At 67.3% G+C, this 13,600-nt stretch carries 10 protein-coding genes; 2 read left to right on the forward strand and 8 right to left on the reverse strand.

Going from position 1 to position 13,600, the window contains the following annotated elements; translation table 11 throughout:
• Nucleotides 1–28 precede the first annotated feature (28 nt).
• From narI to ACWDXS_RS09765, 4 genes are read right to left on the reverse strand one after another with little or no spacing between them, the layout of a single operon-like run.
• Nucleotides 29–784, reverse strand: a complete 756-nt coding sequence (gene narI, locus ACWDXS_RS09750) for a respiratory nitrate reductase subunit gamma (protein WP_449964057.1) — start codon at nucleotides 782–784, stop codon at nucleotides 29–31.
• Nucleotides 781–1,461: a nitrate reductase molybdenum cofactor assembly chaperone gene (narJ, locus tag ACWDXS_RS09755; RefSeq protein ID WP_378991305.1), complete on the reverse strand. Its 681-nt coding sequence runs from the start codon at nucleotides 1,459–1,461 to the stop codon at nucleotides 781–783. Before narJ ends, narI begins: the two co-directional genes overlap by 4 nt.
• A complete protein-coding gene (gene narH / locus ACWDXS_RS09760; RefSeq protein WP_378991622.1) occupies nucleotides 1,458–3,137 on the reverse strand; it encodes a nitrate reductase subunit beta in 1,680 nt (559 codons plus the stop codon). Before narH ends, narJ begins: the two co-directional genes overlap by 4 nt.
• Nucleotides 3,138–3,147: 10 nt before the next feature.
• Nucleotides 3,148–6,858, reverse strand: coding sequence for a nitrate reductase subunit alpha (locus ACWDXS_RS09765; protein ID WP_449964061.1), 3,711 nt, complete (start codon nucleotides 6,856–6,858; stop codon nucleotides 3,148–3,150).
• 723 nt (nucleotides 6,859–7,581) lie between these two features.
• Between ACWDXS_RS09765 and ACWDXS_RS09770 the strand changes: the two genes are divergently transcribed.
• Nucleotides 7,582–8,373 (forward strand): helix-turn-helix transcriptional regulator, encoded by a 792-nt coding sequence (locus ACWDXS_RS09770; protein WP_378991307.1) that lies wholly within the window; start codon nucleotides 7,582–7,584, stop codon nucleotides 8,371–8,373.
• On the opposite strand, the gene ACWDXS_RS09775 is transcribed toward ACWDXS_RS09770, so the two are convergent.
• The gene (locus ACWDXS_RS09775; protein WP_378991308.1) at nucleotides 8,370–9,179 is read right to left on the reverse strand and encodes an alpha/beta fold hydrolase; all 810 of its coding nucleotides are present in this window, start codon (nucleotides 9,177–9,179) and stop codon (nucleotides 8,370–8,372) included. The genes ACWDXS_RS09770 and ACWDXS_RS09775 overlap by 4 nt on opposite strands.
• A gap of 240 nt (nucleotides 9,180–9,419) precedes the next feature.
• Between ACWDXS_RS09775 and ACWDXS_RS09780 the strand changes: the two genes are divergently transcribed.
• Nucleotides 9,420–10,319, forward strand: a complete 900-nt coding sequence (locus tag ACWDXS_RS09780) for a hypothetical protein (protein ID WP_378991309.1) — start codon at nucleotides 9,420–9,422, stop codon at nucleotides 10,317–10,319.
• Between the two features lie 91 nt (nucleotides 10,320–10,410).
• Here ACWDXS_RS09780 and mtnC read toward each other — a convergent pair whose 3' ends face one another.
• From mtnC to mtnA, 3 genes are read right to left on the reverse strand one after another with little or no spacing between them, the layout of a single operon-like run.
• Nucleotides 10,411–11,106, reverse strand: a complete 696-nt coding sequence (gene mtnC / locus ACWDXS_RS09785) for an acireductone synthase (protein ID WP_449964065.1) — start codon at nucleotides 11,104–11,106, stop codon at nucleotides 10,411–10,413.
• A complete protein-coding gene (locus ACWDXS_RS09790; protein WP_387447073.1) occupies nucleotides 11,103–11,672 on the reverse strand; it encodes a 1,2-dihydroxy-3-keto-5-methylthiopentene dioxygenase in 570 nt (189 codons plus the stop codon). Before ACWDXS_RS09790 ends, mtnC begins: the two co-directional genes overlap by 4 nt.
• A complete protein-coding gene (gene mtnA / locus ACWDXS_RS09795; protein WP_449964068.1) occupies nucleotides 11,669–13,528 on the reverse strand; it encodes an S-methyl-5-thioribose-1-phosphate isomerase in 1,860 nt (619 codons plus the stop codon). Before mtnA ends, ACWDXS_RS09790 begins: the two co-directional genes overlap by 4 nt.
• Nucleotides 13,529–13,600: the final 72 nt, after the last annotated feature.

A 13,600-nucleotide genomic window follows, 5' to 3' on the forward strand; every position in this document is an offset into this window, starting at 1 on the left:
GGCGGGCCGGTGACACGGGCACTGTGAACTACCAGCGGTCGGGTGTGACCGGGGCGTCCCAAGCCTTCGCGAAGCGGGTCTTGTCCTTGGTGTCCACTTCCTTGCGGCGGTAGACGATGTAGGGGCGGGTGAGGTAGCCGATGGGGGCGCTGAACATGTGGACCAGCCGGGTGTAGGGCCACGCCGCGATCAGTGCGAGAACGACGAGGCCGTGGAGTTGGAAGGTCCAGGGGACGCCGACCATCAGACCCGGTTCGGGGTTGATCGAGAACAGCCTGCGGAACCAGGGGGAGACCGTGGTGCGGTAGTTGTAGGTGCCCCACAGCAGGTTGGAACCCCAGGTATTGAGCAGCCCGGTGACCAGGGCCAAGGTCAGCAGCGTGTACATCATGACGTCGTTGCGGCTGGTGTTCTTGCGCACGGCGGGGATGGCGATGCGGCGGTAGCACAGGATGGCCACGCCGAGCACGACCATCAGGCCCGCGATCGACCCCGCGCCGACCGCGACGATGTGGTAGGCGTGCTCGGAGATGCCGATCGCCGAGGTCCAGGATTCGGGAATCAGCAGACCCATCACGTGCCCGCCGAACACCCCGAGCATGCCGAAGTGGAACAGCGGGCTGCCCAGTTGCAGCAGCTTGGACTCATAGATCTGCGAGGACCGGGTGGTCCAGCCGAACTGGTCGAAGCGGTAGCGCCAGACATGGCCCAGCACAAAGGACGTCGCCGCGATATAGGGCAGGATCAGCCACAGGCCTTCGGGCAGGGGGATGGTTGCGTTCATCGGCGGCCTTCTGTTGCTTCGAAGAGGGCGGGGTCCATGGCGAAGGGTTCTAGGCCGACCTCTTCCTCGGGCGGACCCTGGGCGGCGAGTTCGGCGATGCGCCTGCGGTCGGCGGTGGTCACCGGCGGCAAGGTGGTGAGCACCGCGGCGAGGACGCCGCTGTAGGGAGAGTTGTTGTCGCCCAGCGACAGTCGCAGCAGCTCCATGACCGGGACGTGCTCGCCGAGCAGGCGTTCGCCGCCGATCGGGTCGATGGTGGCGGCGAATTCCAGCAGCACCGGCAGGTGGTCGGGCAGTTCCTCGTCGCCGAGTTCCACCCCGGCCTGGCGGTAGGCGTGCTTGAACCGCAGCAGTGCCATGCCGCGTTTGCGGGTGTCGCCGAAGGCGTAGAACGTCAGGTGCAGGCTGGCGCGGCGGCGCATGTCGAAGGTCTCGACGTAGCTCTGCGCCACCTCGATCGCCGGGGTATCGCGCAGATAGGCCAGCAGCGCGGCGAAGTGCGCCTGCACCTCGTCGGGCAATTGCGCTGCGGCGCCGGACAATTGGTCGAGCATCGCGAAGGTCTGCTCGCCCGGGTAGTCCAGCAGCAGCGCGGCCAGCCGCCACACGACCCTGCGGTCGTGCTCGGGCATCGCCGTCACCGGTTCGGGCCGTTTGCGGATGGAGAGCAGACTCATGGCGCGACACCGCTCACGGGCGAGTCGGCGACGGCAGCGCCGTTGCTGCCGTTGCCGTTACCGGCGCCGTTGCCGGTACCCCCGTTGCCGTTCGTGGTCGGCACGAGTCCACTGGTGCTGCGCCCGTCCCAGTTGAGCAGGTTGATCCGGCCCGACTTCTCCTCTGGCGCGGCCTGATTGGTGTCGGAGAGCGAGAACTTCTCGACGACCTGGTCGAACGCGGTCATGCCCGGTCCGCCGTCGGTGTCGAGACTGCACCCGGTGGCCAGCGAATCCAGTTCGTGCGCCTTGGATGTCGCGCCCATCGGGATCACGTACCGGTGCTCGTACTTGGCGATGGCGAGCAGCCGGTACATGGCCTCGATCTCCTCGGGCTCGAGCCCGATCGACGGCGCGATACCGGCCTCGGGTTCCTCGCCGAGGTTGACCGACCGCATGAACGCCCGCATCCCGGCCAGCCGTTGCAGCGACGAGCGCACCGGGCCGATCTCACCGGCGGTGAACAGCTCGGCCAGGTACTCGATCGGGATGCGCAGCGCGTCGATGGCGCCGAACAGGTTGCCCGCGTCCTCGCCGTCGTGGCCGGTCTCGCTGAGCACGTCCACCACCGGCGACAGCGGCGGCACGTACCAGACCATCGGCATGGTGCGGTATTCCGGATGCAGCGGCAGCGCCAGCTGGTAGTCCACGATCAGCTTGTAGACCGGCGAATCCTGGGCGGCCTGAATCCATTCCGGGGAGATCCCGGCCTTCTCGGCTTCGGCGATCACGCGCGGGTCGTGCGGGTTGAGGAACACGCCCAGCTGCGAGGTGTAGAGGTCCTGCGGATCGGTGACCTGGGCCGCTTCGAGCACCGCGTCGGCGTCGTAGAGCATCACGCCGATGTAGCGCAGCCGCCCGACGCAGGTCTCCGAGCACACGGTCGGGATGCCGACCTCCACGCGCGGGTAGCAGAAGGTGCACTTCTCCGCCTTGCCCGTCTTGTGGTTGAAGTAGATCTTCTTGTACGGGCAGCCGGTGATGCACTGGCGCCAACCACGGCACTTGTCCTGGTCGACGAGCACGATGCCGTCTTCCTCGCGCTTGTAGATCGCGCCCGAGGGGCACGACGCGGCGCACGAGGGGTTCAGGCAGTGCTCGCAGATGCGCGGCAGGTAGAACATGAAGGTCTCTTCGAACTCCAGTTTCACCTTGGTCTCGAGCTTGCCGAGCAAGGGGTCCTTGGCGACCTGCTCCGGACCCGAACCCAGATCGTCGTCCCAGTTCGCGCCCCAGGTGACCTTGGTGTCCTCACCGGTGATCAGCGACTTGGGCCGCGCCACCGGGGTGGTGTCCATGGGCGGCGACGACAGCAGGTTGTCGTAGTCGTAGCTCCACGGCTCGTAGTAGTCGGCGACCGTGGGCAGATCCGGGTTGGCGAAGATGTTCATCAGGCGCTTGAACCGCGAGCCCGACTTCAGGGTCAGCTTGCCGCGCTTGTTGAGCGTCCAGCCGCCCTTCCACTTCTCCTGGTCCTCGTACTGGCGCGGATAACCCTGTCCCGGCCGGGTTTCCACATTGTTGAACCAGACGTACTCGGTACCGCCACGGTTGGTCCACGCCTGCTTGCAGGTGACCGAACAGGTGTGGCAGCCGATGCACTTGTCCAGGTTCATGACCATGGCGAGCTGTGCCATTACGCGCATGTCAGTACTCCACGTTCTGGTTGCGGCGACGGATCGTGGTTACTTCGTCACGCTGGTTTCCGGTGGGGCCGTGGTAGTTCAGGGCGAACGACTGCTGGGCGTAGCCGCCGATCAGGTGCGAGGGCTTGATCAGCACCCGGGTGAGCGCGTTGTGGATACCGCCGCGCTTGCCCTTGGCCTCCTTGGTGGTGTCCTCGGCGCCTTCGATGCGCGGCACGTCGACCGCGCGGTCCTGGGCGTGGTACATGAAGATCGTGCCCTCGGGCATGCGGTGCGAGACGATCGCGCGGGCCACGACCACGCCGTTGCGGTTGATCGCCTCGATCCAGTCGTTGTCGGCCACCCCGATCTTCTTGGCGTCGACGTCCGACATCCAGATCGTCTGACCGCCGCGCGAGAGCGTCAGCATGTGCAGGTTGTCCTGGTAGGCGGAGTGGATCGACCACTTGGAGTGCGGGGTCAGGTACCGCACCGTCAGTCCGTTGCCGCTCACGTTGCCGATGCTCGGCTCCGCGAACAGCGCCGACATGTCGAGCGGTGGACGGAAGATCGGCAGTTGCTCGCCGAGTTCGATCATCCAGTCGTGGTCGAGGTAGAAGTGCTGGCGACCGGTGAGGGTGTGCCACGGCTTGTGCCGCTCGACGTTGATGGTGAACGGCGAGTACCGGCGTCCCCCGGATTCCGAGCCCGACCATTCCGCCGAGGTGATCACCGGCACCGGGCGAGCCTGGGTGTCGGCGAAGGTGATCCGCTTGCCCTCGGCCTCTTTCGCGAGGTCGACCAGTTCGGTGCCGGTACGCCGCTCGAGCGCCTCGAATCCTTCGACGGCCAGGCGGCCGTTGGTGGTGCCCGACAGCGACAGGATGGCCTCGGCGGCGTGGGTGTCCTTGGCCAGCGACGGCCTGCCCGCGGCGATGCCGGAGACGATGGTGCCGTTCTGTCCGGCCAGGTACGCCACTTCTTCCTCGGGGAAGGTGGTGACGCCCTTGGTCGTCAGACCGAGCTTCTCCACCAGCGGCCCGAGCGCGGCCAGCTTCTCCGCGATCTTGGTGTAGTCGCGTTCGATCTCCACGATCTTGGGCATGGTCTTGCCCGGAATCGGTTCGCACTCACCGGCTTTCCAGTCCAGCACCTTGCCGCCGGCCTGCGCGAGCGCATCGGGGGAGTCGTGCTGCAACGGCACCGCGACGATGTCCTTGCGGGTGCCGAGGTGCTTCTCGGCCAGCCAGGAGAAACCACGCGCGATCCGGTGGAACGCCTCGAAGTCGGTCTTGGCCTCCCACGGCGGGGAGATGGCGGGGGAGAACGCGTGCACGAACGGGTGCATGTCGGTCGAGGACAGGTCGTGCTTCTCGTACCAGGTGGCGGCGGGGAGCACGATGTCGGCGAACAGCGTGGTGCTGGTCATCCGGAAGTCCAGTGCGAGCAGCAGATCCAGCTTGCCCTCGGCGCCTTCCTCGCGCCATTCCAGTTCCTGCGGGCGCACCCCGGTCGCGTCGGTGGTCTGCAGGTTGGAGCCGCAGCCGAGCAGATGCTTCTGGAAGTACTCGTTGCCCTTGCCCGAGGAACCGAGCAGGTTCGCGCGCCACACGGTGAGCACGCGCGGGAAGTTCTCCGGTGCGTCGGGGTCCTCACAGGCGAAGCGCAGGTCGCCGGATTTCAAACCGTCGACGACGTGCTCGGCGGGGGTCTTGCCCGCTTCGGCAGCCTCGTCGGCGAGGTCGAGGGGGTTGCGGTTGAACGTCGGGTAGCTGGGCATCCAGCCGAGACGACTCGCCAGGGCGATGTTGTCGGCCGCGGTGCGACCGGCGAACTTGCCCTTGCCCAGCGGCGAGGCGAACGAGTCCGAGGTGAACGGGTCGTAGCGCCACTGATCATTGGTGAGGTACCAGAACACGGTGCCCTGCATCTGACGCGGCGGGCGCTGCCAGTCACTCGCCGACGCCAAAGTGGCCCAACCGGTGACGGGACGGCACTTCTCCTGGCCGACGTAGTGGGCCCAGCCACCACCGTTCTTACCCTGACAGCCGGTGAGCAGCGTCAGGGTGAAGAAGGCGCGGTAGATCTGATCGGAGTGGAACCAGTGGTTGGTGCCCGCGCCCATCAGGATCATCGAGCGACCGCCGGAACGTTCGGCGTTGTCGGCGAATTCGCGGCCGATGCGAGCGGCCTGCACGGCGGGAACGCCGGTGATGGCCTCCTGCCAGGCCGGGGTGTACGGCGACTCGGCGTCGTCATAACCCTTCGCCCACTCGCCCGGCAGACCGTCGCGGCCGACACCGTACTGGGCGAGCAGCAGGTCGAAGACCGTGGTGACGCGCTTGCCCGCGACGATCTTCGTCGGAACCCCACGAATGATCGACCCGGCGACGTCGGTGTCGAAACGCGGCAGCGCGATCGTGGCCGGTGCGTCGTCGGAATGACCGAGCAGCGTGAGCAGTGGGTCGACACCCTCGAGGTCGAGGTTCCACTTGCCCGCGTCGCCCTCGCCGAAGCGGTGCCCCAGCGAGCCGTTGGGCACCACCGGGTTGCCCGCCTGGTCGAGCAGGACCGGCTTGTGTTCGACGCCTTCGCCGGTATGCCCGAGATCGGCGGCGGTGAGGAACTTGCCGGGAAGGGCGCCGTCCTGATCCGCCGCCTCGTCGAGGCAGATCAGGTACGGCAGATCGGTGAAGGACTTGATGTAGTCGGTGAACATCGGAGTCTGCTTCTCGATGAAGAACTCCTTGAGCACCACGTGGCCCATCGACATCGCCAGCGCGGCATCGGTACCGGGCCGCGCGGCCACCCATTCGTCGGCGAACTTGGTGTTGTCGGCGTAGTCGGGGGAGACCACCACGACCTTCTGGCCGCGGTAGCGCGCCTCGGTCATGTAGTGCGCGTCGGGGGTTCGGGTCACCGGGACGTTGGAGCCCCACATGATGAGGTAGCCCGCGTCGAACCAGTCGGCCGACTCCGGCACGTCGGTCTGGTCACCGAAGACCTGCGGCGAGGCCACCGGCAGGTCGGCGTACCAGTCGTAGAACGACAGCATGTAGCCGCCGATCAGCGACACGAAGCGCGCGCCCGTGGCATGGCTGACCATCGACATCGCCGGGATCGGCGAGAAGCCGGCCACCCGGTCGGGGCCGTACTGCTTGATCGTGTAAACATGCGCGGCGGCGGCGATTTCGGCGGCTTCCCACCATTCGGCGCGGACGAAACCACCCTTGCCGCGCGCGGTCTTGTAGGCCTTGGCCTTGGCCGGGTCCTCGACGATGGACTCCCACGCCAGCACCGGGTCCTTGAGCTCGGCCTTGGCCTTGCGGTACAGGTCGAGCAGTGTGCCACGCACATACGGGTAGCGCACGCGGGCCGGGGAGTAGGTGTACCAGGAGAAGGAGGCGCCACGGGGGCAGCCGCGCGGCTCGTACTCGGGCTTGTCCGAACCCACCGACGGGTAGTCGGTCTGCTGGGACTCCCAGGTGATCACGCCGTCCTTGACGTAGATCTTCCAGGAGCACGAGCCGGTGCAGTTCACGCCGTGGGTGGAGCGCACCACCTTGTCGTGCGACCAGCGGTCGCGGTAGAACTCGTCGGCATCGCGACCACCGACCTTGTAGACGGACCGGTTGTCGGGCGATACCTCGCCCCGCTGGAAATACTTACCGAGGTTCAGCAATGTGTCGCCGAAATCGGCGGGCGACGGACCTTGCGTGCGCGAATTAACCACGACGCCCCCTTCGAGCTGTGAAATCGGGCTGTTGGGGAAAACTGTAAGGAGGCAGGCTCCTTCGGCAAAACGAACTTTTCACATCCGGATTCGGGCCGCGGTGAGCTGTGAGGTCGGCGCAATGTCGTGGTCACGGGGGAGGTTCGCGACGACGCCCGCGATCGAGGGCTCACCAGGGTGAACGGGCCGCGAGCTGGCCGAACGCGGTGATCGGGGGGTGCGTCGACAGGCGGGCGGTGATGCTTCGGAAACGACTGGTTCTCCCGCGGTTTACATTTGTTTACACACCCGGTGTGCCCGCTGAACAGCGCTGATGTGACGCCACACACAACTATGGCCGGGTCGGGCCCACCTCGACGCGGTGCTCGGGACGGTCGACGGTGGCGGCTGAATCCACCGGTGCCCTACGGGCGCCGCGCTCGGCGGGAGGCGTTTCCGGGGCGATCCGCGGTGACCGGGGCCGTCCGGTCGGAGGCGGGGTGGGGATCGTGACGGTCGTGGTCGAGCGGTGCGGAATCTTATAGCACTGCTGAACGGAACGAATCAGAATCCTTTTAATTCGGTTCGGCACACCGCGTTTCGTGACCACGCGCACAGTTGCCCGCCGGTAACTACCCAAATGACGGGGCGCCAATATAAAGAAACGGCATCTTTTCCGGTCGGCGGTTGGCTCGAGGTTGAATAGTCATCCAGGATGAGCCCGTGCAGACAGGGAGGGTTGGGGTGATACCGAAGCCATCGTTCGACGGGCCTGACGGGCCGCCGAAACCGCCGACGCTCGGCGGGTTGCTGCGGCGACTTCGCGACGATCGGCGGATTTCGAGGGAAAAGCTCGCCTTCGCGGCGGGAGTCAGCTCCAGTTACATCACCCATTTGGAGAGTGGGGACCGGGACCGGCCCACGCACGCGGTGATCGAGGCGCTCGTGCGCTACCTCGACCGGATCGCGCCGGTGACCGATATCGAGCGCAGGCATCTTTTCGATCTTGCCGGGCTCGCCCCGGTCGACAACCCGACCGTCGAGGATCTGCGAGCCGAGATCAGCACCGAGATGCGCCGAACATTGGCGCTCCAGGAACCCGATCTCGCGGCGTACGTCGACACCCGCTGGAACGTGCTGGCGGTCAACGAATCCTATGATCGCGCGTTTCCCGGACTGGTCGAGGACGTCAATATTCTGCGCTGGTTCTTCGGCAACCCGTTGTCGCGCAAAGTAATGGTCGAATGGGAGACGGAGTCCACGCTCACCGTGCACTGGCTGCGCGGTCTGATCGGCCAGCAGGGCGGCGGCGACTGGGCCACCGAACTGCTCGACGAATTGGCGCAGTATCGAGACTTCCGCCGCATCTGGGACGATGGCGACACCGTCTACGGCCGCGAGCACACCGCCATGCGGCTGTGCGATCTGCACACCGGCGAGAACTACACCGTCGACGTCCAGCTGTTCCGGCTCGACTCCGTCGCCTACCCCGGCCGCATTCAGTACTACCTGGGTGTTCGCGGTCCCGACCGTTAGATCCCGGCGGCCGCCACCGACTCGACGGCGTACGGGGTGCAGGCCGTGACCAGTCCGGCCAGCGCCGCGGCGACCTGCTCGGGATGGGTCAGCGCGCAGCCGTGTCCCGCGCCTGCCACCGTGCGTACCTCGCCCGCCCCCGACAGCCCGGCCGCCAACCGCGCGCACTTGTCCGCGGTGCTGTTGTGGTCGTGTTCGCCGCGCAGCACGAGCGCGGGCACGGTGATCTCCCCGAGCCGCCCATGGACCGAATCGCGGCCGATCAGGCAGTCTGCCGCCGGGCGAATGGCGCTGCGATCGCCGGCCAGCCAGCGGGTGATCCAGGTCTGCCAGATCTGCGGGTCGGTGCCGCCGATCAATCGTGGTGCGAGGTCTTCGGCCAGCGGCCGCAATGGACCCGCCCCACACCATTCGTCGAAGAAGTTCTCGTAATAGGTTTCCTCGTCCCTGGTGCACGCGTCGGCCTCGGTATCGAGCAGTGCCAGTCCGGTCACGCGTTCGGGAGCCAGCAAAGCCATTCGCAATGCGGTGTATCCGCCCTGGCTCATGCCGCCGACAATCGCGTGCTCGATGCCCAGCGCGTCGAGAACACGCAGGCCGTCGGTGGCCAGATCCCAGTAGTCGAAGCGCGGGTCGTCGCCGTATCCGGTGCGGCCGTGACCCCGGGCATCCCAGGCCACGACATTGATATCGGTGTGCGCCAAGACTTTCCGGATCGCGTCGAACATCGATTCGTCCATGAGGAATCCATGGGCCAGCAGCAGCGTCGGCCCGTGGACGGCATCGGTGCGGAAATGGACGTTCACAGAATCGGAGTGTACGAAGGGCATTGTCGAAACATACAAGCCATCCGGTCGTTTTCGCCTGGTTGCGGACTGAATGCGGTACTCCCGTCCGGGGTAGCGCCGGTCCTGTGAATTCACTGGCGAGTGTATGTACCTCACCGGGGACAAATATTTGTGCGCGCCCTGTGGACATGTGTGTTCATGGCCGATTGGATAGGGGGCGTACCGATATTCGGCTCGAATCGGAAAATGGGGATTTTGATGAGGGTGACGGAGCAGGGGCTGGACGCTCATATAAGTCTGGCCGCCGCGGGCGACAGTGTCTCGGCGACATTCGCGGTCTGCGATGCGGAGGGCAGGGCGATCTGGTACGGCCCGTTCATCGACGCCGACGCCGACCATCCGCGCGGCGACCAACTAGCGGCCACGATGGGGGCCGCGGGCCGCGCGATCTGGCTCGCGGGGCGAGCACGCGAGGACACCGGGGTCGAGAAGGTGACGTTGCACCTGGCGGTCAGCGAAGAGGGGCTCGACGCCATCACCCTGGCCTGCACCGCGTCGATGGCCGGGCTCGCACTGGATCTGGTTGTCACCGACGACAATCCGGCACTGGACTGGTGCCAGGCGTTCGGCAGGCTCGACTGGTCGTCGGAGCCGTTGACCGGTCTGGTCGATCCGGAAACGCCACAGACGATTCCGGCACTTCGGGCGATCACCGGCGGCCTCGACCAGCAGACCGAACCACAGGAAAGGCTCGTCATGCACGAACTAGCACTCGATCCCTCGATGGAACTGCGCTCGGCACTGGAAAGTCTGCTGCTGCACGACGCTATCGGCATGGATGCCAAGATGCGCCACGCCATCGCCGCCGTCGTCCACCTCGCCGTCGACACCCCCCATGGCCCGCCCGAGGACGCCGAGGAATTCCTCGGCCGCCTCGATGCCTCCTGGCTGGTCGCGGCCTGGCTCGGCCACGACACCGAACTCTCCCTCATCGCCACCCTCGCCGCCGGCGAGATCCCCGCCCTGTCCTGGTGCGAACTGATGTTCACCACCACGCTGGCACCATGGTCGACCAGTCCGGTCGCGGTCCACGCGCGACGGGTGTTCGGGGCGGTGCAGCGGGGGTCGTTAGGGGCGCTTCGAGCTCAGGTCGGCTGAGTCAGCGCTCGACGACGGTGACGCCGAGCTCGCGTAGGCGGTGCCAGATTTCCGGCGGGAACAAATGCCGGCAGCGCACCGTGTATGCCGACTAGTCGGTCGGGAGCTGTGGATCTATGTCAGCGAAGGAACTCACCCAGCGGTGGGGTGGGCGTGCGGGGTTGGGCTCGTCGGGGCGGTGTACGCCGACGACTTGCCAGCCCGCGGCGACGGCGGCGTCGAGTTCGTCCGGGTGGTCGGAGAGGAACAGAATGTCCTGTGGGGGGACCCCGATGCGGTCGGCGATGGATTCGTAGGAGGCGGGTGCGCGTTTGGGGCCCGCGGTCACCAGGTCGAAGTGGTCGGTGATGAGGCCGGACAGATCGCCCGCGTCGGCGAAGGTGAACCAATCGCGTTGGTTGCGTTCGGATCCCGAGGAGTAGACGAAGAGCTGGCAGCCGTTGGCGTGCCATGCTTTCAAGGCGGGTGCCACATCGCCGAAGAAGCGGCCGCGCAGTGCGCCCGCGCGGAAGCCCTGGGCGCAGATCGCGCCCTGTGCTGTCTTGAGCGGCTCGGCTTTGACGTCGGATTCCAGCCAGCCGCGCAGGATCTCGGCGACGCGGTCGGGCCCCGCATCGGGTTCACCGGCGAGCTCGCGGGTCGCGGTGAGCACCGATTCGGCTGTGCCATCGGTGTTCTCGGACAGCCAGGCGGGCAGGTGAGCGGAGGTGTAGCCGTAGAGGTCGGTGCGGACCGCGTCGGTGGGGCTGGTGGTGCCCTCGATGTCGAGGACGATCGCGCGGGTCACGCGAGCAGTTCGTCGAGCGTCGGGAAGCCCGCGCTGATCTTGTCGCCGGTGAAGTCGCCCACCCAGCCGTCGGCCTCCTCGAAGAAGCGCAGGGCGATGAAGTCGGGGGTGGTGCCCATGTCGAACCAGTGCAGCGTGCCCGCGGGGACCGAGAGCAGGTCGCCCGCTTCGCAGACGGTCGCGAGCACCGCGTCGCCCACGTGCAGGTAGAAGCAGCCACGGCCCGCGGCGAAGAAGCGCACCTCGTCCTCGGCGTGGCGGTGCTCGTCGAGGAACTTCGCGCGCGCACCGGCGGCCGTGGCAGGCCACTCCGGGTTGTCGGCGTCCGGGTGGATGCGGGCGACATCGATGTGCTGGTAGCGGCCCGAGGCGTTGAGTTCGGCGATCTGCGGGCCGTAGTGGGCGAGCAGGGTATCGGAGTCCGTGGCGGCGGCGTCGGCGAGCACCTCCCAGTGCGAGTACGCGATGCCGTGCTGAGCGAGCTCGGCGCCGATCTCGGTGGGGTCGGTGGTGCGCACCCGGACGTCGGCGGCGTTGTCGGCGGCCATCACTTGCAGCAGGGTCATGTCGGTCCGATCTCGAGGGGCGTGGCGTCGGTTCGTCCGGTGCGGGCGATCAACTCGCACAGGGCTTCCAGGCATTCGGCGCGATCGCGCGCCTGGGCAAGAGTGTCACCCCAGGTGGTGATCCCGTGCCCGGTGATGAACAGAATCGGTGGCGCAGAGGGGTTTTCGCGGAGGTGGAGCTCGATGTCGGCGCCGATCCGTGCTACATCGGGCCAGTTCGCGAACACCGGGACCACCACAGTCGACGGGTCCGCGAGGCCGAACCCCTTGAGCAGCTCGAAACCGCTGATCCGCAACGGGGTCACCGTCTCGCCGGGTCGCGCGGCAGTGGTTGCCAGCGCGGTGGCGAAAGGGGAATGCACGTGCACGACCGCGCCTGCGGGGCGGGTGCGGTACACGGCGGTGTGAATGCTGGTCTCCGCGGACGGTTTCCGGCTCTGGCCCGAATGCGCGGTGGTGTCCGAGATCCCGACGAGCACGCAATCGTCGGCGCTCAGTTCACCTTTGGACAATCCGCTGGCGGTGATGAGCAACGCGGGCCATGTGCCGAGGCTGTCGAGGGCAGCGCCGGCCGCCACGGGCCCCGATGGTGACGTGGGCGCCTCGATCCGCACCGAGATGTTGCCGGCCGTCCCCGGCATCCACCCCCGGCCATAGAGCTGACGCGCGGTGCCGGCGATCGCCAGGCCTTGTTCGGTGAAAGCCACGGTGCTCCCGGCGTCCGACGGATCGTCGCGATCCGCGATCCGCGATCCGCTGCCGGGTCCGTCCGTGGCGATCGCCCGGCCCTGCTCGTCGAAGGAATCCGAATTGCGGTAGACCACACCGTTTTCCGTGACCACGGCGGTGACGAGGTCGGTGGGTGTCACATCGAAGGCGGGGTTGAATACCGCGGTGTCCGTCGGTGCGGTGGCGACGCCACCGAATCCGGTGACCTCGGCCGCGGCCCGCTGTTCCACCACGATCTGCGCGCCGGTCGCCATCGCGGTGTCGCGGGTGGACTCCGGCGCGACCACGATGAACGGAATGCCGTGGTGGCGGGCGGCCAGCGCCAGAGTGAAGGTGCCGATCTTGTTGGCGACGTCGCCGTTGGCGGTGATCCGGTCCGCGCCGACCAGCACGGCGTCGACCTGACCGGTCGCCATCGCCCAGGCGGCGGCGGAGTCGATGGTCAGGCGATGTGGAATGCCCGCCTCGGCCAGTTCCCACGCGGTGAGCCGCGCGCCCTGCAGCAGCGGGCGGGTCTCGTCGACGATCACGTCCGCGACGGCGCCGCGCTCGTGCAGCACCCGCAAGGCGCCGATCGCGGTCCCCACCGCGCTGGTGGCCAGGCGCCCGGTATTGCAGTGGGTGAGCAAGCGCAGCGGCTGCCCACCGCACAGGCGTTGCACCAGATCGGCGGCGTGGGTGGCGGCGGCCAGGTTGACCCGCCCGTCCTCGGCGAGCATGTCGAGGGTCTCGGCCAGCACCGCGTCGGCGCCCTCGGCGATCCGGGCTCGCACCCGGTCGACCGCCCATGCCAGGTTGACAGCGGTCGGCCGGGCCGCGGCGATCCGGTCGGCCTCGGCCTGCACAGCCGCCACGTCGACCACGTCACCGGCGCGACCACCTGCCTCGCCGGGCGAATGACTCGGCGAGTCCACCGAGCCGCCGTGAGTGTGCGCCCTGGTGGCGATGACCACGCCGAACGCGCCCGCGATCCCGATCGCCGGAGCGCCGCGAATGGCGAGGGTGGTGATCGCCTCGATGATCTCGTCGACGGTGCGCAGGCGCAGTTGCCGCACCTCGTGCGGCAGTCCGCGCTGGTCGATGGTGACGAGCGCACCGTCGTCCCAGATCAGGGAACTGTCGTCCATCTCCGGCGTCCTGTCTGCGTGGCGATTCTGGCTGATAAACGGTATCCGACCTGGTCGCGACTCGATCCTCGG

This window comes from Nocardia sp. NPDC003183, assembly GCF_053590715.1.